We start from the raw sequence: 20,149 nt of genomic DNA, 5'->3' as shown, positions 1-20,149 counted from the left end.
CATGACCCGTTGGATCCTCACTCTCGCCGGCATGACGCTGGCTGCCGGCACCGCCATGGCGGATGTCACCGTGCCCATTCATGCCGCGACAGACAAGGGTCAAGGCGATTCCCTCGGGTCGGTCACGGTGACCGCTACGGAATACGGCCTGGTGTTCACGCCCAAGCTCACCGGACTCACGCCAGGCATCCACGGTTTTCACATTCACGAGAACCCCAGCTGCGACGCCAAAACCACGGACGGCAAGGTAACTCCGGCGGGCGCAGCGGGCGGGCACTACGACCCGCAGAAGACAGGCCGCCATGGCGCGCCCTGGGGGGATGGCCATTTGGGCGACCTGCCCGCGCTCTACGTCAACGACCAGGGCCAGGCCGTCCAGCCTGTCCTGGCGCCGCGGCTGAAAGACCTCAAGGAGATTCAGGGCCGATCCCTCATGGTGCATGCGGGTGGTGACAACCATGACGATCATCCCGAGCCGCTGGGCGGTGGCGGGGCTCGCATCGCCTGCGGCGTGGTGAAGTAAGGAGCTGACTCATGCAGGCAGGATGGCTGCGCCGTGTGCGCGAATTTGGTCCCTTGGCGGTCTTCATCGATGCCGCGCAACGCTGGATCGACAAGCGTGCCTCGAGCAAGGGCGCGGCGCTCGCGCTGTACATGGTGTTCTCATTGGCCCCCATGCTGTTGCTGGTGATCGCAATCGGGGGATGGTTTTACGGCGAGGATGCCATACGGACAGAGTTGCTCGCGCAGATCGGGCTCTATGCGGGCGAACAGAGCGTGCAGGCAATCCGCACGGTGCTGGAAAGCGCGCAGTGGTCTGAGGGCAGCCTTATCGCCGCGCTGATCTCCATCGTGCTGCTGGTGTTCTCCTCGACCACGGCGTTCGCCGAGCTGAAGGCAAGCCTGGACGACATGTGGGATGTGGACCTCCTGGCGCAGGCGGGCCTTCGTGCCACGGCCATGAGCCGCGTGCTCTCGTTCGGCATCGTCGTGACGCTCTCGTTGTTCCTGCTCATCTCCGTCGTCATCGATGCCGTGATAGCTGCCTTGCAGACCCGCTGGGCGGCGCTCTTCAATGAGCAGTTCTTCACGATCCTCGCCCGCGTGATCTCCAACGCATTCTCGTTCGCCGTCTTCGTGATGCTCTTTGCGATCGTGTTGAAGACGCTGCCGAGCGTGAAGATGCGCTTTCGCGATGTGCTGCCGGGTGCGCTGCTGACGGCCGTGCTCTTCGTGCTCGGCAAGGTGGGGATCGCCTACTACCTGAGCCAGGGCACGCTGGTGTCGTCCTACGGTGCGGCCGGCTCGGTGATTGCACTGATCCTCTGGATCTACTTCTCGTCGCTGCTGTTCTTCTATGGCGCGGCATTTACTCGGGAGTACTGGCTGCGCTACGGGGCTGGCCGCAAGCTCAAGGCCGTCGTGGAGCCGTCTCCCGCCTATGGCGCGATGGGGACAGGGCACTCGCGGCTCTGAATAAAGACGGGGCGCCGCTTGGCGCCCCGTCTTCGTCTGTTCGCGTCAATCCGTCAGGTAAAGGCGTGGAGCATGACGAATCCACAGCCGAGGCAGAATCCCAGGGCCACTAACGCCATCAGCCCATCGCGCCCTATCAGGGCCAGGCCGAACGCCGTAATGGCCACGCCTGCGCTCGTGGCAGCAAAAGGCAACAGTTCGAGCGGTGGCATTGTGAGAGCCACCAATGAACACATGGCCGCGACGAAATATACCGCATAGCTTTCGACCAGGAACGTGAGACGCTGGCGCAACAGTCGGTCGATCCAGCGGGCCACCGGGCGCGTGAATCGCATGGCCTGCTGCAGGCGCTGATGGGACACGCACCGATTGAGCAGCCACTGCGGCATCCAGAAATGCTGGCGGCCGATCAGGAGCTGCACGCTCAACAGCAGCACCATCAAGCCAGCCAGCGAGGGCACGCCCGGCACGCCACTCAAGGGCGACAGCACGAGCAAGCCGGGAAGCAGCAGCAATGGCCCGAAGGAGCGGCGACCTATGATGTCGAGCATCGCATCGACTTTCACCTGGTCATTGTCGCGTTCAGCGAACTCCAGGCGGTCAAGCATCTCGGTGAGGGTGGTAGCTTCCAGGCGCGTGACCCGGTTGCGCTGGAACCGCTGGCGGACCCAGTCGCGATAACGCCGACGCCGCGGCAGCGGCACCTCGGATTCAGGAGCTGACATGCGACGGGACCCAGCACAAAACGTGCCAGATCCGTCGCATCCTAGTCACGACACATCTGTGCCTGCGTGATGCTGCTCTTGGCGGGCACGCTTTGCGTCAACCACACATTGCCCCCGATCGTGGAGCCCTGGCCAATGGTCACGCGACCCAGGACGGTGGCCCCGGCATAGATCACCACGTCATCTTCGACGATGGGGTGACGCGGCGCGCCCTTTTGCAGCGAGCCGTCTTCGTTGGCAGGGAAACGCTTCGCCCCCAGCGTCACGTTCTGATAGATGCGTACGTGATTGCCAATGATCGTGGTTTCGCCGATGACCACCCCCGTGCCATGGTCGATGAAGAAGCTATGTCCCACCGTGGCTCCGGGATGGATGTCGATCCCGGTCTTGGAGTGCGCGATTTCCGTCATCAGTCGAGGCAGTAGCGGAATGCCCTGCGCATAGAGCACATGCGCCAGGCGGTAATACGTGATGGCCAGAAAGCCCGGGTAGCACAGCAGGATCTCGGAGATGCTGTGCGCTGCCGGGTCGCCCTGGAAGGCGGCGCGCAGGTCGCTCACGAGCAACGCGCGCACCTCGGGCAATGTATCGGCGACATGGCGGGTGACTTCCACCGCTTTGGCATCGAGCGCCTCGCTCGTCCAAGCGTCGTCGTCCGACAGAAACAGCAAACCGCGCCGCAACTGCCCGCGCAACGCATTGAGCGTGCGATTGAGCGTATTGCCCACGAAGTAGTCGATGCTCTCGTCCGTGAGATCCGTCTCGCCGTAGTGCGTGGGAAACATGGCACAGGCGAGCCCGTGGAGGATGTCCTGCAGCACCGCGCGCGACGGCAGTTCGCGCAAGCGGCCGCGATGGCGCACCTTGTGGGTATGTTCGCGCGACGTGCGCAAGGCCTGCACCAGCCCGGTCAGATTCCAGTCGGGCTGGCCATGGTCAGGGTACGAGGGCATATAAGGGAGTCGGGACATGGCGAATCGGAGGCAGATACGGCAAGGGCCGTGGCGCATGCACACGGCCCTCTACCTTACACCGCGTGCCGACGCGGCAGCGGCAAGCCCCGTCTGATGACAGGGGCTTCACGATGCCACTGTCAGTTGCCCGGGCCGTTGCCGCCGACGCTGTAGCGACCGGCACCCAGGAGCGCCACCGCCAAGGCACCGAAGAGGAACAGGCCCTGGAGTTCAAGCGACCAGCCGCCGCCATTGCCCAGCGAAAAGAGTTGCTGGCTGTGCGCGAGGAAGATCGCGACCAGCATGTTGACTGCCACCAGCAGAGCTGCCCAGCGCGTATAGATGCCGATGATGAGCAGCACCGGGGCCAGCACCTCGCCCACGTAGACGCCCCAGGCCAGAAAGGCCGGCAAACCCTTGGCGGCCAGCATGCCCTCGATCGGCCCGATGCCGTTCATGAGCTTGGCCAGACCGTGGAGCAGTACCAGGATACCGATCGTGAGGCGCAGTACCAGCTTGCCCGCATCATCCGTGCGTTGTAACGACATGACAGCAACTCCCAGGGTTGTGTGATGGCCACGAGCGGCCGCCGGTACTCTAGACCTGCCGATACGCAATGCAATGGGGGGGGGGGCCGCGGCGCCGTCAGTCGTCCTCGAGCTTGACGGTCACCGGCGTGGCTTTCAGCAGTTCGGTCAGCACCTTCGGATCGATGCCGATCAGATACCCCCGACGCCCCCCGTTGAGCAGGATGTCCGGCATGTCGAGGATGGACGCTTCGACGAACACCGGCATCGCGCGCCGCGTGCCGAATGGCGATGTGCCACCCACCTGGTAGCCGGAATGCCGCTGGGCCACCTCGGGGGTGCAGGGCTGGATGCGCTTGCGGCCCGCCTGCCGGGCGAGATTCTTGGTCGAAACCTCGCAATCCCCATGCATCAGCACGATGAGCGGCTGGGCCTTCTCATCTTCCATGACGAGCGTCTTCACGACCTCGTGCGGGTCGCGTCCGAGCTGACGGGCGGACTCGCGTGCGCCACCGTGATCGACGTAGTCGTAGACGTGTTCGGTGAAGGCAACGCGCTGGCGGCGCAGGAGATCGGTGGCTGGCGTGGCCGAGACGTGACGGGACTTGGACATGAGGAATCATCCGCGCGATGGTGTTGCGCGTGCAGCTGCTTCAGGCGCTCGCGAGCAACGTGAGTGTAGATCTGGGTGGTGGAAATGTCGGCGTGACCGAGCAACAGCTGCACGACGCGAAGATCGGCGCCATGGTTGAGCAGATGCGTGGCGAACGCGTGGCGCACGACGTGCGGCGACAGGGGTGCGTCGATGCCGGCGCGCGCCGCCGCTTTCTTGACGATGAGCCAGAACGCCTGGCGGGTCATGCCCTCGCCGCGCGCCGTCACGAAGACGTCGTCGCATGCGCGCGCGCCCAGGAGCGCGCCGCGCGCTTCGGCGAGATACCGCGCCAGCCAGTGCGCCGCCTCCTCACCCAGCGGCACGAGCCGGTCCTTGCCGCCCTTGCCGCCCACGACACGCACCACCCCTTCCGTCAGGCTCACGTGCAGGAGCCGCAGGCCCACGAGCTCGGAGACACGCACACCGGTGGCGTACAAGGTCTCCAGCATGGCGCGGTCGCGCAACCCAAGCGGCTCGCGCACGTCGGGCGCGGCGAGCAAGGCCTCGACCTGCGCTTGCGACAAGGTCTTGGGCAGGCGCGGGGGCGGCTTGGCCGACGCCAGGCGCAGGCAGGGATCCTCCGTGCAATGGCCTTCGCGCAGCGCCCATTGGTAGAAGCGGCGCAATGTGGCGAGCCGCCGGTTCGCGGTGGTGGCGCGTGTGTCCAGCGCATTCTCGGAGAACCAGGCCTGCAGCGCAGCGGCATCAGCCCGGGCGAGCTCGGTGACGCCCTGCGCGGCCAGCCACGCCGCGAGCGCCTGCAGGTCGCGCCGGTACGCTGCCAGCGTGTTGGCGGCCAGACCGTCTTCCAGCCAGAGACTGTCGACAAAGGCATCGATGAGCGCGGGAGCGGCGTGGGGCATGGGAGTGACCGTGAGAATCCGCATGATAGGCGATCCGCAGGACGTGCGCACGCGGCGTGATGATGTCTTATTGTTCCTACATTACGGTGGGAAATGAAGCACCACAGACGCGGCCATGGCTCATCGGAGCCATGGCCTGCCCGCGCGTCGGTTGCTAGAGTGACTGCACACCCACTCCAGGGAGACGTTCATGCCCGCCAACGATCTGCTTCCCACCCTGCACGGCCTCGTGGCCAGACACCACGACCTGCTTGAACGACTGGCCCAGGTCAAAGACTCCGCCCAGGCAGCACGGCTGATGACTGACGCGGCCGCCGCCGAAGGGCTGCGCCTGGATACCCGCGCCGTGGAGCAGCGCCTGATTGCCGAGCAGCACGGGGCATTGGGCCTCATCAGCGACGAAGCCCTCGCCTTGCTGGCCGGCCCGGCTTGCAGGCGATCCTGGCACGGATGAGTCATCATCCACCGATTGCTGCCATGGTCGAGCGCGCTGCACTCGACCTTAGCGGTCGACACGCTGCACCGCAAGGGCTGGCACAGGGGTTGCCTTGAAGTCAGGGCACTGACTACCACGAGGAAGATCCCATGTTTGCCCACAACAAGCGTCTGCAATACACCGTGCGGGTGTCGCAATCGAACCCCGCGCTGGCCAATCTCCTGTTGGAACAATTCGGCGGTCCGCAAGGCGAGCTCGCTGCGGCGTGTCGGTACTTCACCCAGGCCCTGGGCGAAGAGGATCCGGGCCGCAAGGACATGCTGATGGACATTGCCACCGAGGAGCTCAGCCATCTGGAGGTGATCGGCACGCTTGTGGCCATGCTCAACAAGGGCGCCAAGGGCAAGCTTGCCGAAGCCACCGACACCGAGGCCGAACTCTTCCGTTCGCTGCAGGGCGCGGGCAACGATTCGCACGTGACCCAGGTGCTCTACGGCGGCGGCCCGGCACTCGTCAACTCGGGCGGCCAGCTGTGGACGGCCGGCTACATCGATACGATCGGCGAGCCCTCGGCCGACCTGCGCTCGAACATCGCTGCCGAGGCACGTGCCAAGATCGTGTATGAGCGGCTCATCAATGTCACGGACGACCCGGGCGTGCGCGACGCCCTCACCTTTCTCATGACGCGCGAAGTGGCGCATCAGCAATCCTTCGAAAAGGCGCTGTACTCCATGGACAAGAGCTTTCCGCCGGGCAAGTTGCCGGGCGATCCGCGCTTTACCAACGTCTACTTCAATCTGTCCCAGGGCGAAGGCGACACGACTGGTCCGTGGAACGATCCGGCGGTGTTCCAGGTGGAGAACGATGTGGCCAATGCCCACAGCATCGACGGGGACGGCATGGCGAGCGTCGCCATGGCGCCGGACGAGGAAGCCGCCGTGCAGGCACTGGCGACCCGCACGATGTCGAGCCCGGACACGAGCCCGGTCACGGGTGCCGAACTCGCCTCGGGCCCACCTGTCGAGCAGGCCGGGCAGCGTCGTTGAGCGTCCGGGATCCGGCTAAGTCCCGATCCGGCAACCCGCGCCGGCAATGGCGCGGCGACACGGCGGTGAGGCATCGCGCCTCGCCGCCCCTTTGCGTCAACCGTTGACGACTTCTCCTCCGTTCGGATGCAGTACCTGACCCGTCATGTAGCTCGCATCGTCGGAGGCCAGGAAGACATAGCACGGACCCACTTCGTCGGGCTGCCCAGGTCGCTTCATCGGCACCTGTTGTCCGAACTCAGCGACTTCCTCCGGTGTGAAGGACGCGGGGATCAGCGGCGTCCAGATCGGTCCAGGGGCCACTGCATTGACGCGGATGCCCCGCTCGACCACCGCCGAGGACAGCGAGCGTGTGAAGGCCACGATCGCGCCCTTGGTCGAGGCATAATCCATCAGCTTCGCGCTGCCCCGGTAGGCCGTGACCGACGTCGTATTGATGATGCAACCGCCCGACGGAATGGCCGGCAGCAATTCGCGCGTCAGGTTGAACATCCCGAAGAAATTGGTGCGAAACGTACGCTCGAGCTGGGCGCTGGTGATGTCTTCCAACGCCTGCTGCGTATGCTGTTCAGCAGCATTGTTGACGAGAATGTCGATCTTGCCGAAGCACTCGCGCGCGCGTGCGGCCACCGCCTTAGCGTGGGCCTCATCGCCCAGATCACCGGCGATGAGTTCGCAACGGCGGCCGGTGGCTTCTACCAGGCGCTGCGTCTCGTGCGCATCCTCTTCCTCATCCAGATAGGCCACGAGTACGTCGGCACCTTCCTTGGCAAACAGGACGGCGACGGCGCGGCCAATGCCACTGTCACCGCCGGTGATCACCGCCGTGCGCCCCTGCAGCTTGCCCGCCGCGAGGTACTCGCGGCCATCGCCCTGCGGCCGTGGCTGCATCTCGGATTGGATGCCGGGTTGGCGATCCTGCTGCTGCGGCGGCAGCGTATCGGGTTTCGAGCTCGACATGAACAGACTCCTCAAGAAGACCAAAATGTGAGGACATGTCTGAGCAAACCCTATGCCCCTTCGCGGGGCGGCATGCCGGGTGGGCGCATGAATGAAACGCCGAGCAGGCCAAGCGTGGGCTCGGTGAATCCTGCTCGGCGTCAGCGGCGCGGAAGGAATGGCGAGCCGATGCGGTCTGTCGCTGAGGCAGACCCGGCCCGCCGGCGCCTTACACGTAGCGACGCGATTCCAGATCGGCCACGCGCGAGCGCGAGCCCGCGAGGCCGGCCCCGCCACTCACCAACGCACCGATCACGAGCGCGATGAAGGCCCACAGCGCCGAACGCGACGCGGCAGCAGCCGCCTTGTCCGCTTCTTCACGCGCGCGTTGCTCGGCCGCCTCGAGGCGCTCACCCAGACGGTTGAGATCCTCTTCGACCTGCGTGAGTCGGCGCTCGAGTGCAGCGACCGACTCCCGGTACTGGGCAATCGCCTGGTCGACCGCTCGCTCGGCTTCCGGGCGGGTCATCTGCGTGTTGTTCTGCAGGGCTGTCACCGCCGCTTCACGATCCACGTTGTCGGCAATGCCTTCCGCCCGCTGGCGCAGTTGCTGGCCGAGTTGCTTGGCGATCTCGCCCACGTTGTCAGGACGGTCGAGCATGTCGCCCACCGCGCGGCTCACGTCACGACGGGCTTCGGCGACCTGCCCGCGCAGATACTGCGGCTGCAACTCCGGCACACCGGTGTCGCGCAGGATCTGGCCGATGCGCTCGCCGGGATCGGCCTGGACGTCGTCGCCGAATTGCTCGTTGAGCTGCTGCGTCGCCCGCTCGATGAGGCTGCCTGTCCCACCGGCCGCGCCGGCAGCGGCCTGGCCGACGCCCGAGGCGACCGTGCCTGCGGCAGAGAAGATGGACCCGACGGCATTGCCGGCGATACGCAATGCGCCGCCCAGTGCCATGGCGCCGATCACGGTGCCGATGAGCAACGCCGTGCCCCAGGTGAGGAACCCGTGGATGAAGCCGGTACGGCCCGCCAGGCGGCCCGCCACGTAGCCGCCCGCTGCCAGGCTCACGATCATGGCGATGGCGGACACGATGGTAAAGCCCGTGCCCACGCCGGCGAGCGGATCGCTCTCGAGCGGCTCCACCATCCCGAACCCGATGGCCGCACCCAGCATCGCCAGCGCGATGGAGATGGCAAACACTGTGACCACGCCCCCGATGATGCTGCCCCACGAGGCCCTGCGCACCTCGAAACTCTCGATCACCACACTCATGATGTACTCCTGCGCCGATGCCGGCTGACAAGCCGATGCGCCGCGCCGGCCCATGCCGGTACCTGCATCGTGCTGCGGGCCAAAGCAATCGGTGTGCCGTCGAGCTGGAAACCGCCCGCCTGCGTCGCCGCGGAGTGTCGGCAAAGCAACGCGGCGCAAAGGCGCATCCCGCGCCTGCTGCAGAAGACAGGCAAAGAAAAAGCCCCTGGATCGCTCCAGGGGCTTCGAAATACTTGGTGGGTCGTGCGCGGCTCGAACGCGCGACCATCGGATTAAAAGTCCGGTGCTCTACCAACTGAGCTAACGACCCAAGCCCATGATTATGGCAGGACAGGCACTCATCCGTCAAATCGGGGTCGTCTCCTGGGTAGGCGCGCGACCTCGCGGCACAGAAATTGCAATCTGGTTACCTCGACAGCAGAGGCACCCTGCCCCTGCCGGCGAGCCGGCTGCCGAAAGGCCGGACTGGCACGTCTTTCCCTGCGACCGCATGCACGCTCCACTTCCCGCTGTGACGCCGTCCCGGACGGCCTTCTTCTTCGATCTCGACGGGACGCTCGCGGACTTCTGCCTGCGGCCCGAGGATGTCAGGATCGCAGCCCAGCCGCTGGCCGACCTGGCGGCGCTGGCCGATCTCTCCGGGGCGCTTGCGGTCGTCTCCGGCCGGGCCCTCTCGGAGATCGATCGGCTCATTGCACCGCTGGCGGTGCCCGCTGCGGGCGTGCATGGCGTGGAACGACGCGACGCCAACGGCACGGTGCACCGCCTTCCGCCTGAAGAACTGCCACCGCCTGAACTGGCCGGACGCCTCGAGCGCGCCCTGGCGGCATTTGCAGGAGCCTTCGTCGAAGACAAGGGCGCCGCCCTCGCCCTGCACTACCGTGGCGCGCCGACGCACGCGCGTGCCGTGCTCGCCATCGCGCAGGCGGCGGTGGTCCGTCATCCCCAGTTGCGCCTGCAGCCCGGCAAATTCGTCGTCGAACTCAAGCCGGCGCGTGCGGACAAGGGCCGCGCCATCACGGCCTTTCTCGACGAAGCCCCGTTCGCCGGCCGCACGCCGCTCTTCATCGGCGACGACCGCACCGATGAAGCCGGCTTTGCCGTCGTCAATGCAGCGCGTGGCATCAGCATCAAGGTCGGCCCAGGCGAGACGTGCGCCACGTATCGGCTGGACAGCGTCGAGGCCGCCGCGGCGTGGCTGCGCGACCTGGTGTGCCCCGGCACGCCCCCCGTTTGAAGAGGACACGAGTATGGGACGTCTCATTGTGGTATCGAACCGGGTCGCCCCGGTGGGCGACGAAAAGCGCAATACCGGCGGTCTCGCGGTAGGCCTCTTGGGCGCCATGCGCGAAGCCGGCGGCATCTGGTTCGGCTGGAACGGGCAGGTCACGACGACGGCCGCTCCGCTGGCGCGGCAGGAAAAGAATGGCATCACGTTCGCCACCATTGGCCTGAACAAGCGGGACTACCGCCAGTACTACAGCGGGTTCTCCAACGCCACCCTGTGGCCGACCTTCCATTACCGCATCGATCTCGCGCGGTTCGATCGCAACGAGTATGCGGGCTACCAGCGTGTGAACGCCATGCTCGCCGACGAGCTGATGACGTTCCTGCAAACGGACGACGTGGTCTGGGTGCACGACTATCACCTGCTGCCCTTCGCGCAGGCCTGCCGCAAGCGCGGTGCGCTCAACCCGATCGGCTTCTTTCTGCACATCCCGTTTCCCGAGCCGCAGGTAGTGGCCACCATCCCGCCGCACCAGGAATTGATGCGGGCGATGCTGAGCTATGACCTGCTGGGCTTTCAGACCGAAACGGATCGGCGTGCTTTCCTGAACACCATCGCCCAGCAATCGGGGGTGCAGGTGCACGAGGACGGCAGCGTCCATGCCGAGGGCAACGTCACCCGCACAGGCGTCTACCCGATCGGCGTCTCGCCCGGGCACATCGCCGAGGAGTCCGCCGCCGGGCGTGACCTGTCGCGTCAGATCACGCGAGGGGTGAGTGGCGATACCCGCAAGGTGGTGGTGAGCGTGGACCGGCTGGATTACTCCAAAGGCCTCGTGGAACGCTTCTGCGCCTTCGATACGTTGCTCGAGACGACGCCTGAGCTTCGGCATCGCGTGCAGTTCATCCAGATCGCCCCGCCGTCGCGCTCGGACATCAACAGCTACCAGCTCATCCGCAAGCAGCTGGAGGCCGAGGCCGGTCGCATCAACGGGAAGTTCTCCGACCTGGACTGGGTGCCCATTCGCTACATCAACAAGAGCTACGACAGGCGCACCCTGATGGGCCTCTTTCGCAACGCGCAGGCGGGCTTCGTCACGCCGCTGCGCGACGGCATGAATCTCGTCGCCAAGGAGTACGTGGCCGCGCAGGATCCAGAGGATCCCGGCGTCCTGGTGCTCTCGCGCTTTGCCGGTGCAGCGCAGGAGCTCGACGGGGCGTTGCTCGTCAATCCGTACGATCGAACCGGCATGGCCGAGGCGCTGCGCACGGCGCTGTCGATGCCGCTCGAAGAACGCCAGGCACGCCATGCCGGCATGCTGCAGGTGCTGAAGACGGCGGACATCGATGCCTGGCGCAACCGGTTCCTGGAGGACTTGCGCCGCGGCTAGCGCGCATGCTCCGGCCGCGGCAACGGCGGAAACGACGAGGGGCGGCGCAGTGCGCCGCCCCTCGTGGCAGGGATCAGGTCATTTGACCTTCGACCCCCCCGTGCCTGGTTGATCAGGCCATGGCGTGCGTCGCGCGCTTGCGTGCGGCGAGCCAACGGCCCACGGCGACGATCAGCACCGCGCCCACGGCTGAGGCGGCGAGCGTGACCGTGCTGGAAGGCTCGCCGAAGTTGTTGACCACGACGACGTCCGTGACGAGCATGCCGCCGGCGATCCAGCCCAGCAGCGCCGCACCGAAGGTGACGACCATCGGGAAACGATCGATCAGCTTCAACACAAGGGTGCTGCCCCAGACGATGATCGGCACGCTCACGACCAAGCCGAAGATCACGAGGCCAAGCTGGTGATCCGGGTTGGCGTTCTGGGCCGCGCCGGCGATGGCGATGACGTTGTCCAGGCTCATGACGAAGTCGGCCACGATGATGGTCTTGATGGCCCCCATGATCGTCGTGCCGCCCTGGATGCCATCATGGCTCTCGTCTTCCGGCACGAGCAGCTTCACGCCCACCCACAGCAGGAGCAGTGCGCCCACGACCTTCAGGAACGGGATCGTGAGCAGCGTCAGGGCAAAGAAGATCAGGACGACGCGCAGACCGATGGCGCCGGCCGTACCCCAGAGGATGCCCTGCATGCGCTGCTTCTTGGGCAGGTTGCGGCAGGCGAGCGCGATGACGACGGCGTTGTCGCCGCCCAGCAGGATGTCGATCAGGATGATCTGGAACACCGCGGCCCAGCTCAAGGTTTGAAGAAATTCAAGCAAAGTGTTCTCCCCGGAGGGTGGAAGTTTGGGATGACGCACGTGCCCAGTCCGGACATGGCGGATCGGGCTGATGGCAATGATGGGAAAAAAGCGAAGCGGTCACCGCGGCGGCACGCCACGACAGTGGCAGCCCAGGGCGCGGGCCAGCGGGCACGGCTGAGCGTGCGGCGGGGTGGGAACGAAGCGACGTCTCCTCAAGCAAAAAGGCCTGTGATCCATTCGGGACACAGGCCTTTTACGTGGAGTACGCGGACCTTGCCCCTTGTTGGGCAAGGTCTTGCTTGCAGCCGAAGCTGCCCGGGGCACCGGGCGACGTGTGCAAAGCACCCATCGCCGTCATGACGATACCGCGGCGGAAAAGCTACTCCCCTTGACGCCGCGTAGTTTAAGCGGGCGGATTCCGAAGTCAACCCCGGGCAGGCGATTTATTCGCACATTTCCCGCAAACCTGAGGAATACCCTGATGACTCGGGACCGTCGACGATCAGCGAGCGGGCATCCGGAACGAGAACCGCGTGCCGTCGGCGTCGGACTGCACCGACACCTCGCCACCGTGCGCTCGCGCGATCTCGGCCACGATGAACAGCCCCAGGCCCAGGCCTTCCGCACCCGGATCGGCCGTGCTGCGCGTGAACGGCTCGAAAAGCGCGGCCTGAACCGCCAGCGGGATGGGCTCGCCTTCGTTGAAGACGGTGATCTCCAGCCCCTGGGCGGAACTCGTCATCGCCACCCGGACCGGGCGGTCGGGGGCGCCATGCTGCAGGGCGTTGGCCACGAGATTGGACACGAGCTGCCCGATGCGCGCGCCGTCGCAAGCGATAGATACGGCCAGCGCGATGCTGGCTTCGATCCGGCGCTCTGGCCAGGCCGCGCGCAACTCGGCCACCACGTGCTCGAGCTCGGTCGCCAGCGCCGGATTGCACGTGCGCTGCAGGCGCAGGCCGTCGCCCAGCCTTCCGCGAGCAAAGTCCAGGATGTCGTTCACGAGGCGTGCCATGCGCCACGTGCTCTTCTCCATCAGGCCCACCACGGCGGCCGCGCGAGGCTCGAGTGGCGTGCGCCGCAACACGGCCGTCGCCGCCGTCATGGACCCGAGCGGCGCGCGCAGGTCGTGGCCCAGCACCGCGATGAACTGCTCGCGAAGCACCGCCAGCTGGCGTTCGTGCGCGAGCTCGGCCTTGCTCATGGCCAGCGCCTCCTGTGCCTGCAGGTGTTCGCCGATGAGGTTGGCGAAGAGCTGGAACATGCCGAGCACGCCCCCGCCCTTGACCGTCACGGCATTCACATCCAGGGCGCAGAGCGTGCCGAAGAAGGCACCATCCGGCCGACGGATTGGCACGGAGATGTAGCTGCGGAAGTTGTACATCGCCGGGATGACATGATCGTGGTAGACCGGATCGGTCGTCACGTCATCGATGAGGATCGGCTCGTTCTGCGCGCGTACGGTGTCGCAGAAGGTGGTCTTGATGTCGAGCTCGTGGCCCGCCGTCATACCAAAGCCCAGTTCATCACGCACGCTGCACGCGACCCAGCGGGCCTCGGACACGCGGGCCACCGCCGCGAACCGCATTCCGGTCATCTGGCACACCACGTCCAGGATAGGCCGGACTACGGCCAGCCGGCCGGCGGCGGCGACTTCGTCATCGAACATGGGGTCTCAGCAATACGGGTGACGGGCCGCCTCGTCATCGACGGCGCCGGAATATGACATTTTAGAGGGCAATGGCCGAGCATGCCGTGCCGCGGCGGTCTAGATCGTTTCTGCACCCGTGGCCCGTGATGGCCAGCTCACCTGCAGAACAGTACCCGCCTCGGACGATTGCGCTACGGACAGACGCCAGCCGAGCCTCTCGCAGACCAGGGTGACGATGAAAAGCCCAAGCCCGGAGAGGCCCGCGCCTTGCACAGGGCCCGCGCCGGCCAGTGCCTCGCGACGCTCGGGCGGCAGCCCTGCGCCCTGGTCGGCCACCTCGAGACGGGCCTCGCCCACGCGCACGCGGATAGGTTCGCGGGTGTGCTGCACCGCGTTCTGCACGAGGTTGCGCACAAGCATCTTGGCAAGCGCCGGATCCGCGGTGACCCGGCACGTGGCATCGGCCTCGACATGGATCCGCCCGGGGGCGGCCACGCCGACACGCTCGAGTTCATCGCACACCTCGCGCACCAGCGCGGTCAACGACAGCGTCTGTGTTGACGGATCCTGGCCCGTGCGGCGGGTGAGGTGCAAGATGGCGCGCACGTTGTCGCCCATCTCGTCATTCGCGCGCCGCACGCGGGCGAACGTGCGCGCGTCCTCAGGCGTGAGCCGGCCGCGCTGCTCGATCACGTCCAGCGCGCCGCCGATCACGGCCACGGGCGTGCGCAGTTCATGGCTGGCCAGACTGAGCAGCGACTGCTCGCGCCGCACGTAGGCTTCCATCTCGTCGAGGAAGCGATCGAACGTATCCGCGATCTCGCGCAGCTCCAGATCCTGGGACGCGACAGCGAGCCGCGGCATGGTGGGCGACGGCTGGGTCCGCCCGATCTGGCTGGCCAGTTGCTGCAACGGCTGCACCAGGCGACGGCTCGTGAGCCAGGCCAACAAGACGCCGATGCCCACGACGCCCAAGGCAATCACCCAGAGCAGCGCGAGAAACTCGGTCTCGCGCTGCTCGAAGAGCGTGATGTCCTTGGCGATGTAGAGCCGCCCGCCGGCCGCCTCGCCGGCCGTGACGAGAAAGGTCGACGCACCGAGCTCGACCTCCCCCGAGAAGGGGTATGGCAAACCGGCGAAGACCGCGGGCAACGGCACGGCCGGATCTGCCGGCACGCCCGGCGGCGCATAGTAGGCCTTCACGCTCGCCGTGTCCCACACGAGCGTCTCTCCCGGCCGGACGTTCTGCACGAGGAAGTCGCGCTCAGCCTGCAGATCCAGCTCCAGGACGGATTGCTCGAGCTGCTCGTTGGCGAAGTAGACGCTGAATACCGTGACAGCCAGCGTGAGCAGCACCGCCAGGAGGACGGTGCGCTGGATGCGCTTGAAGACGGTACGGGCCATGCGGGCTCAAGCCTCGCTCGGTGGCTCGAGACGGTAGCCGCGGCCATGGACCGTCTTCACGAGCGCGTGCCCTAGATGATCCTGCAACTGGCGACGCAACAGGTAGACGTGGGTCCGCACGCTGTTGGCGTCGGTATCGCGCTCGCCGGACACGTGCTCGGCAAGCTGTTCGTGCGAGACGTAATGCGGGTGCGCGCGCATCAGGGCCTCGAAGAGGCGCGCTGACGCCCCGGACAACTGCACGTGGGCTTGGCCGAGACCGGCCTGCAGCGTACCCGGGGCGAAGCGCACGGCCCCTGCCGTGAGCTCGCCCGGCCCGCCCGTGCTGCGTCGGTGCAGTGCTTCGATGCGCACGGCGAGCTCGCGCAGATGGAATGGCTTGACCAGGTAGTCGTCCGCCCCCCGGGCAAACCCTTCGACCTTGTCGTCGATGTGATCCTTGGCCGTCATGAAGATCACGGGCGTGCGGCACTGCAAGGTTTCGCGCAGCGTCTGGCATACGTCCAAGCCCGACATGCCGGGCAACATGACGTCCAGCACGATGACGTCGTAGACGTTGGCGGCAACCAAGCGCAGCGCCGTGGGCCCGTCGGCGGCGAAATCCAGCGCGTAGCGGGTCTCGCCCAGGAACTCGAAGAGGTTCTCGGCGAGCCCGCGGTGGTCTTCGACCACGAGGACACGAACGGGAGGCGGCGTCATGCAGATTCCTGACAACAGTGCCGAAGCCGGCAGGCGAGATCGGCCTGCGTGGCATCAACGTGGCGGCAGACGGTACTGTCCCTGACGATAGGCGAATTCCGGCCAGAGCGCATGACCCAACGCCGTGCGGGCGAGCGAGGGCGAAAGCTCGCGGGGCTCCAGGCCCTCCGGCATCGTGTAGTGGAACTGGCGCGCGGGCTTGTCAGGCTCGAGCACCACGAGATCGTCGCCCACCAGATATCCGAAGTTGTCGCCGTACTGCATGATCGCGCGCCCGCCGTCCGTGGCGCGGGTCAGATCACGCCCCGGCATCGGATGCTCGCTGTCCACGCCCATCACCGAGAGCAGCGTGGGGGCCAGATCCACCTGACTCACGAGACGATCGTCGCGGCGCGGGGCGACGTCCGCCCCGAGGATGAGCGCCGGGATGTGGAAGTGACGCACGGGCACGAGGCTCGCCCCGCCCACGCGGGCATCGTGATCGGCCACGACGAGGAACACCGTGTTCTTCCAATACGGCGCCTCGCGCGCCTTGCGAAAGAAGTCGCCTAGCGCCCAGTCGGCATAGCGCACGGAATTGTCGACCGAGGCTGGCTCGCCCTCGGGCGTGATGCGTCCCGTCGGGTACTCCCAGGGGGAGTGGTTGGTCACGGAGAACGCCAGCGTGAAGGTGGGCTGCTCGCCGCCAACGCTCAGGAGCCGATGCAGCTCGTTGAACATGTCCTCGTCGCTCGCCCCCCAGGAGCCCACGAAGTTGGGCTGGCGAAAGGCATTGCCGCGATCGACGACTTCATTGAAGCCGTTGCCGAGGAAGAACGCGCGCATGTTGTCGAAATGGGCCTCGCCCCCATACAGGAAACGCGAGTGAAAGCCTTGGCGGCCGAGCAGCTCGGCGATCGTGAAGAACTGGGTCTGTGCGCGCGGCAGCTTCAAGACTGCCTCGGCGGGCGTCGGCAGAAAGCCGGTGGACAAGGCCTCCAGACCACGCACCGAACGCGTGCCCGTGGCGTAAGCTCGGGTGAAGGCCCAGCCTTCGTCGTACAAGGCATCGAGCGCGGGGGTCAGACCCCGTCCGCCCAACGTGCCCACATACTGCGCGCCCAGGCTTTCCTCGACGATCATCACTACGTTCAGCGGCTTGTCGCGCCGCACGGTGGCCACCTGCCGATGCAGTGTCGGGATGCCCTCGACGCGGCTGGGCTCGGTCATGCCCGCCCCTTCGCGCACGATGGCCAAGGCTTCGGCCTCGGGCATAGCCCCGTACAGCGCGGAGGCCGAACGCTCGTCCTTCATGCGATACGCTGCGTAGGTGACGCTGTAGAAGCCGTTCAAGGGCAGCGCGTTGACCATGGCATCCGCGCTGAAAGCGACGGTGGCTGGATTGATGGGGCGGTGTGCCAGCGTGCCCCGGATCGCAAGGAACATGGTCAGCAGCAGCACGACGCTGGCGATGACGCGCCAGGCGAGCGGCAGCCTGCGATCCGGCGTGCCGGGCCGAAAGATCCGTCGTGATGCCCAGATCGCCAGCGCCAGGACGGCGAGCCCTGCGGCCAGCATGCCGAGATAGCCCTTCACCAGCATCTCGCCCACTTCGCGCGGGTACAGCAGATACTCGAAGAAGAGTCGATTGGGACGGGTGTCGTATTCCATGAGGAACTGCGGCGAGCAGATTTCCAGGAAAGCGAGCAGCACCCAGGCAAAGCGATACCAGTACGCGGTGAACCGCACGGCGCCCAGGCGCTGCCCCAGCCAGGGGCCGAACACCGCGAGCGGCGCGCTGAGCATGGCGAGCACGACGACATCCATGCGCAGGCCGCCCAACATCACGGGCCAGAGACCCTCGACCGCGGAGACGCGCGGCCACAGCCAGGCAACCAGGGCCAGTCGGCTCAATGTGAGAAGGGCAAGGCCGGCAATCCAGAACCGGACAGTCAGGCGCAGCATGCAGTCTCTCGCGACAAGGAAAGTGCGCGACTGTAGCCCGGATATTGTCAAGAATTCGTCAAACGCCATTGCGTTCGACGCAGACAGCAAGGCGCTGCCGCTGGCGCCCCGGACACGAATCGAACGTGTGACCCCCTTCTTAGGAGGAAGGTGCTCTATCCACTGAGCTACCGGGGCATAGCCCGACATTCTAGCGCAAGGCGCGCGCGAACAAGGGCGGCCAGGGCGGCCCACGCGGTATAGTGCCGGGTCAGTCACCCCGCGGCCCGCCATGTTCAGTTATCGCCACGCCTTTCACGCCGGCAACCACGCCGACGTGCTCAAGCACAGCATCCTCGTGCAATTGCTCCAGTACCTGCGCCGAAAGGACACGCCCTTCTGGTACCTGGACACGCATGCCGGTGCCGGCGTGTACGACCTGGGCAGCGCCTGGGCCAACAAGACGGCCGAATTCGCGGGCGGTATCGAGCGGCTGTGGGAGGCCACGGATCTGCCGCCCCTGCTGGCGGACTACGTGGCCCTCATCAAGTCCATGAATCCGTCCGGCAACCTGGGACGCTACCCCGGCTCGCCCTGGATCGCGTTCGAGTTGCTTGGCGAGCGCGACAAGCTGCGCCTCTTCGAGATGCATCCCACGGAAGTGGTGGTGCTCGAGCAGAACCTGCAGCGGCGCGGACGCGGCGATGCGCGCAAGTTCATGCTCTACGCGACCGACGGCTTCGTGGGCTTGAAGGCGTTGCTGCCGCCGCCGCCCCGGCGCGGCATCGTGCTGATCGATCCTTCGTACGAGGACAAGAACGACTATCGTCGCGCCCTCATCACGGTTCGCGAAGGCCTGGAGCGCTTTGCCACCGGCTGCTATGCCGTCTGGTATCCCCAGGTGCAGCGTCGCGAATCCCAGATGCTTGCGGAGAAGCTCGAACGCCTGCCCGTCAAGAGTTGGGTGCACGCCACGCTCACCGTCGCCGCCCCGAGCGCGAGCGGCGTGGGTCTGCATGGCAGCGGCATGTTCATCATCAACCCGCCCTACACGTTGCGCGACGAGCTTGCACGCACCCTGCCCTATCTCGCCAAGACGCTCGGCAACGACGGCGCGGGCACCTATACGCTGCGCCACGCAGGCTGACGGCGCGGATCCCCCCCGCGCGGGAAAGGATGCCTTTCCCCACCGGGGGCTGTGTTTTGTGGCGGACGGCCTCATCATGAAGGCATCCCTGCTTTCGTCGAGACCGCCATGGCCGCTGCCACCTCTGCCCGCATGCCCACCCTCTTTCTCGCCCATGGCTCGCCCATGAATGCGATCGAGGACACGCCCTACAGCCGCGCCTGGCATGCGCTGGGCAAGGCCTTGCCGCGCCCGAAGGCGATCCTGGCCATCTCCGCGCATTGGGAAACCCACGGCGTCGGTGTGACCGCCATGGAGCGCCCGCGCACGATCCATGACTTCGGCGGCTTTCCGCGCGCGCTCTTCGAGGTGCAGTATCCGGCGCCGGGCAGCCCGGCACTGGCCGCTCGCGTGGCCGAACTCCTCGCCCCCACCACGCCCGTGATCCAGGACACCCAGGCCTGGGGGCTAGATCACGGCAGCTGGTCGGTGCTGGTGCACGTGTATCCCGGCGCCGACATTCCGGTCGTGCAACTGAGTCTGAACGTCGATCTCTCGGCAGCGGCGCACTACGCGCTCGCCCGGCAACTGCGCCCACTGCGTGACGAGGGTGTGTTGATCGTGGGCTTCGGCAACATCGTGCACAACCTGCGTACCGCCCGGCGGGGCGACGATGCACAGGCCTACCCCTGGGCCGAGCAGTTCGACGCGGCCGTGGCCCGCGCGCTCGAGGCGGGCGATCACGCTGCCATCACCGATTGGCAGAACCTGGCGCCGCAGGCCAGCTTCAGCGTGCCCTCGGACGAACACTACCTGCCGCTGCTCTATGCGGCGGGCGCGGCAGAGCCTGGCGAGGCGGTGAGCTTTCCTACCGATGGCATCACGTGGGGCTCGCTCAGCATGCGCAGCGTGGGCTTCGGGCTGGATCCGGCGGCGACGACCGCGGCACGGGCGGCTGCCGGCTGAGCGTCCCGGGCCAGACGGACGAGCGCACCGGTTCGCCGCCGGCATCGTCGGGAAGATGTCC

General features: G+C 66.4%; 19 protein-coding genes, 2 tRNA genes and 1 pseudogene. 8 read left to right on the top strand and 14 right to left on the bottom strand.

Annotated features, from left to right (window positions below):
- Nucleotide 1: 1 nt before the first annotated feature.
- Together sodC and IMZ29_RS12535 are read left to right on the top strand one after the other, a co-directional pair.
- Nucleotides 2-523 carry a superoxide dismutase family protein gene (sodC, locus tag IMZ29_RS12540; protein WP_216184298.1) on the top strand — a complete coding sequence of 174 codons (522 nt, stop codon included), beginning with the start codon at nucleotides 2-4 and terminating at the stop codon, nucleotides 521-523.
- 11 nt (nucleotides 524-534) lie between these two features.
- Complete coding sequence (locus IMZ29_RS12535; protein WP_216184295.1) at nucleotides 535-1,476, top strand: YihY/virulence factor BrkB family protein; 942 nt, start codon at nucleotides 535-537, stop codon at nucleotides 1,474-1,476.
- A gap of 53 nt (nucleotides 1,477-1,529) precedes the next feature.
- Here the strand turns inward: IMZ29_RS12535 and IMZ29_RS12530 are convergent, their stop codons facing one another.
- The 5 genes and pseudogenes from IMZ29_RS12530 to xerD all read right to left on the bottom strand — a co-directional run.
- The gene (locus IMZ29_RS12530; RefSeq protein WP_216184292.1) at nucleotides 1,530-2,180 is read right to left on the bottom strand and encodes an exopolysaccharide biosynthesis protein; all 651 of its coding nucleotides are present in this window, start codon (nucleotides 2,178-2,180) and stop codon (nucleotides 1,530-1,532) included.
- 62 nt (nucleotides 2,181-2,242) lie between these two features.
- Nucleotides 2,243-3,172 carry a serine O-acetyltransferase EpsC gene (gene epsC / locus IMZ29_RS12525; protein WP_253207087.1) on the bottom strand — a complete coding sequence of 310 codons (930 nt, stop codon included), beginning with the start codon at nucleotides 3,170-3,172 and terminating at the stop codon, nucleotides 2,243-2,245.
- Between the two features lie 122 nt (nucleotides 3,173-3,294).
- A complete protein-coding gene (locus IMZ29_RS12520; protein WP_216184289.1) occupies nucleotides 3,295-3,702 on the bottom strand; it encodes a DoxX family protein in 408 nt (135 codons plus the stop codon).
- A gap of 97 nt (nucleotides 3,703-3,799) precedes the next feature.
- Complete coding sequence (locus tag IMZ29_RS12515; protein WP_216184286.1) at nucleotides 3,800-4,294, bottom strand: aminoacyl-tRNA deacylase; 495 nt, start codon at nucleotides 4,292-4,294, stop codon at nucleotides 3,800-3,802.
- A 17-nt stretch (nucleotides 4,295-4,311) separates the two neighbouring features.
- Nucleotides 4,312-5,199, bottom strand: a pseudogene (xerD, locus tag IMZ29_RS12510) (site-specific tyrosine recombinase XerD); the annotation flags it as partial.
- A gap of 190 nt (nucleotides 5,200-5,389) precedes the next feature.
- Here xerD and IMZ29_RS12505 point away from each other — a divergent pair.
- Both IMZ29_RS12505 and IMZ29_RS12500 read left to right on the top strand, forming a co-directional pair.
- Nucleotides 5,390-5,653, top strand: coding sequence for a hypothetical protein (locus IMZ29_RS12505; protein WP_216184284.1), 264 nt, complete (start codon nucleotides 5,390-5,392; stop codon nucleotides 5,651-5,653).
- Between the two features lie 131 nt (nucleotides 5,654-5,784).
- On the top strand, nucleotides 5,785-6,681 hold the full coding sequence (locus tag IMZ29_RS12500) for a manganese catalase family protein (protein WP_216184281.1): 897 nt from the start codon (nucleotides 5,785-5,787) through the stop codon (nucleotides 6,679-6,681).
- A gap of 96 nt (nucleotides 6,682-6,777) precedes the next feature.
- Here IMZ29_RS12500 and IMZ29_RS12495 read toward each other — a convergent pair whose 3' ends face one another.
- The 3 genes from IMZ29_RS12495 to IMZ29_RS12485 form a co-directional block, all read right to left on the bottom strand.
- Nucleotides 6,778-7,641: an SDR family oxidoreductase gene (locus IMZ29_RS12495; RefSeq protein ID WP_216184278.1), complete on the bottom strand. Its 864-nt coding sequence runs from the start codon at nucleotides 7,639-7,641 to the stop codon at nucleotides 6,778-6,780.
- Between the two features lie 208 nt (nucleotides 7,642-7,849).
- Nucleotides 7,850-8,899 (bottom strand): hypothetical protein, encoded by a 1,050-nt coding sequence (locus IMZ29_RS12490; protein ID WP_216184275.1) that lies wholly within the window; start codon nucleotides 8,897-8,899, stop codon nucleotides 7,850-7,852.
- A 234-nt stretch (nucleotides 8,900-9,133) separates the two neighbouring features.
- Nucleotides 9,134-9,209 (bottom strand) — tRNA-Lys (locus tag IMZ29_RS12485).
- Nucleotides 9,210-9,389: 180 nt separating this feature from the next.
- Between IMZ29_RS12485 and otsB the strand changes: the two genes are divergently transcribed.
- Nucleotides 9,390-10,136, top strand: coding sequence for a trehalose-phosphatase (gene otsB, locus IMZ29_RS12480; protein WP_216184272.1), 747 nt, complete (start codon nucleotides 9,390-9,392; stop codon nucleotides 10,134-10,136).
- A gap of 13 nt (nucleotides 10,137-10,149) precedes the next feature.
- On the top strand, nucleotides 10,150-11,517 hold the full coding sequence (gene otsA / locus IMZ29_RS12475; RefSeq protein ID WP_216184269.1) for an alpha,alpha-trehalose-phosphate synthase (UDP-forming): 1,368 nt from the start codon (nucleotides 10,150-10,152) through the stop codon (nucleotides 11,515-11,517).
- A 112-nt stretch (nucleotides 11,518-11,629) separates the two neighbouring features.
- Here otsA and IMZ29_RS12470 read toward each other — a convergent pair whose 3' ends face one another.
- From IMZ29_RS12470 to IMZ29_RS12445, 6 genes are all read right to left on the bottom strand, one after another.
- Nucleotides 11,630-12,337, bottom strand: a complete 708-nt coding sequence (locus IMZ29_RS12470) for a TerC family protein (RefSeq protein WP_216184266.1) — start codon at nucleotides 12,335-12,337, stop codon at nucleotides 11,630-11,632.
- Nucleotides 12,338-12,821: 484 nt separating this feature from the next.
- Nucleotides 12,822-13,988 (bottom strand): GAF domain-containing sensor histidine kinase, encoded by a 1,167-nt coding sequence (locus IMZ29_RS12465; protein ID WP_216184263.1) that lies wholly within the window; start codon nucleotides 13,986-13,988, stop codon nucleotides 12,822-12,824.
- Between the two features lie 99 nt (nucleotides 13,989-14,087).
- A complete protein-coding gene (locus IMZ29_RS12460; protein WP_216184260.1) occupies nucleotides 14,088-15,374 on the bottom strand; it encodes a sensor histidine kinase in 1,287 nt (428 codons plus the stop codon).
- Between the two features lie 6 nt (nucleotides 15,375-15,380).
- On the bottom strand, nucleotides 15,381-16,073 hold the full coding sequence (locus IMZ29_RS12455) for a response regulator transcription factor (RefSeq protein WP_216184257.1): 693 nt from the start codon (nucleotides 16,071-16,073) through the stop codon (nucleotides 15,381-15,383).
- Between the two features lie 54 nt (nucleotides 16,074-16,127).
- On the bottom strand, nucleotides 16,128-18,017 hold the full coding sequence (locus tag IMZ29_RS12450) for an LTA synthase family protein (RefSeq protein WP_216184254.1): 1,890 nt from the start codon (nucleotides 18,015-18,017) through the stop codon (nucleotides 16,128-16,130).
- A 101-nt stretch (nucleotides 18,018-18,118) separates the two neighbouring features.
- Nucleotides 18,119-18,194: transfer RNA gene (locus IMZ29_RS12445), tRNA-Arg, on the bottom strand.
- Nucleotides 18,195-18,288: 94 nt separating this feature from the next.
- Between IMZ29_RS12445 and IMZ29_RS12440 the strand changes: the two genes are divergently transcribed.
- On the top strand, nucleotides 18,289-19,143 hold the full coding sequence (locus IMZ29_RS12440; RefSeq protein WP_216184251.1) for a 23S rRNA (adenine(2030)-N(6))-methyltransferase RlmJ: 855 nt from the start codon (nucleotides 18,289-18,291) through the stop codon (nucleotides 19,141-19,143).
- A gap of 108 nt (nucleotides 19,144-19,251) precedes the next feature.
- The gene (ygiD, locus tag IMZ29_RS12435; protein WP_253207086.1) at nucleotides 19,252-20,088 is read left to right on the top strand and encodes a 4,5-DOPA-extradiol-dioxygenase; all 837 of its coding nucleotides are present in this window, start codon (nucleotides 19,252-19,254) and stop codon (nucleotides 20,086-20,088) included.
- Nucleotides 20,089-20,149: the final 61 nt, after the last annotated feature.

Origin of the sequence: Verticiella alkaliphila, from assembly GCF_018904615.1 — a bacterium.
GTDB lineage: Bacteria > Pseudomonadota > Gammaproteobacteria > Burkholderiales > Burkholderiaceae_B > Verticiella > Verticiella alkaliphila.
This window is presented reverse-complemented; position numbering and strand designations above follow the sequence as displayed.

What these genes read in the sequence shown, in the direction of transcription:
- IMZ29_RS12455 (WP_216184257.1), bottom strand. Translation starts at nt 16,073, where the DNA reads ATGACGCCGCCTCCCGTTCGTGTCCTCGTGGTCGAAGACCACCGCGGG.
- ygiD (WP_253207086.1), top strand. Translation starts at nt 19,252, where the DNA reads ATGGCCGCTGCCACCTCTGCCCGCATGCCCACCCTCTTTCTCGCCCAT.
- epsC (WP_253207087.1), bottom strand. Translation starts at nt 3,172, where the DNA reads ATGTCCCGACTCCCTTATATGCCCTCGTACCCTGACCATGGCCAGCCC.
- IMZ29_RS12465 (WP_216184263.1), bottom strand. Translation starts at nt 13,988, where the DNA reads ATGTTCGATGACGAAGTCGCCGCCGCCGGCCGGCTGGCCGTAGTCCGG.
- IMZ29_RS12500 (WP_216184281.1), top strand. Translation starts at nt 5,785, where the DNA reads ATGTTTGCCCACAACAAGCGTCTGCAATACACCGTGCGGGTGTCGCAA.
- sodC (WP_216184298.1), top strand. Translation starts at nt 2, where the DNA reads ATGACCCGTTGGATCCTCACTCTCGCCGGCATGACGCTGGCTGCCGGC.
- otsA (WP_216184269.1), top strand. Translation starts at nt 10,150, where the DNA reads ATGGGACGTCTCATTGTGGTATCGAACCGGGTCGCCCCGGTGGGCGAC.
- IMZ29_RS12495 (WP_216184278.1), bottom strand. Translation starts at nt 7,641, where the DNA reads ATGTCGAGCTCGAAACCCGATACGCTGCCGCCGCAGCAGCAGGATCGC.
- IMZ29_RS12450 (WP_216184254.1), bottom strand. Translation starts at nt 18,017, where the DNA reads ATGCTGCGCCTGACTGTCCGGTTCTGGATTGCCGGCCTTGCCCTTCTC.
- IMZ29_RS12520 (WP_216184289.1), bottom strand. Translation starts at nt 3,702, where the DNA reads ATGTCGTTACAACGCACGGATGATGCGGGCAAGCTGGTACTGCGCCTC.
- IMZ29_RS12505 (WP_216184284.1), top strand. Translation starts at nt 5,390, where the DNA reads ATGCCCGCCAACGATCTGCTTCCCACCCTGCACGGCCTCGTGGCCAGA.
- IMZ29_RS12490 (WP_216184275.1), bottom strand. Translation starts at nt 8,899, where the DNA reads ATGAGTGTGGTGATCGAGAGTTTCGAGGTGCGCAGGGCCTCGTGGGGC.
- IMZ29_RS12440 (WP_216184251.1), top strand. Translation starts at nt 18,289, where the DNA reads ATGTTCAGTTATCGCCACGCCTTTCACGCCGGCAACCACGCCGACGTG.
- otsB (WP_216184272.1), top strand. Translation starts at nt 9,390, where the DNA reads ATGCACGCTCCACTTCCCGCTGTGACGCCGTCCCGGACGGCCTTCTTC.
- IMZ29_RS12515 (WP_216184286.1), bottom strand. Translation starts at nt 4,294, where the DNA reads ATGTCCAAGTCCCGTCACGTCTCGGCCACGCCAGCCACCGATCTCCTG.
- IMZ29_RS12460 (WP_216184260.1), bottom strand. Translation starts at nt 15,374, where the DNA reads ATGGCCCGTACCGTCTTCAAGCGCATCCAGCGCACCGTCCTCCTGGCG.
- IMZ29_RS12535 (WP_216184295.1), top strand. Translation starts at nt 535, where the DNA reads ATGCAGGCAGGATGGCTGCGCCGTGTGCGCGAATTTGGTCCCTTGGCG.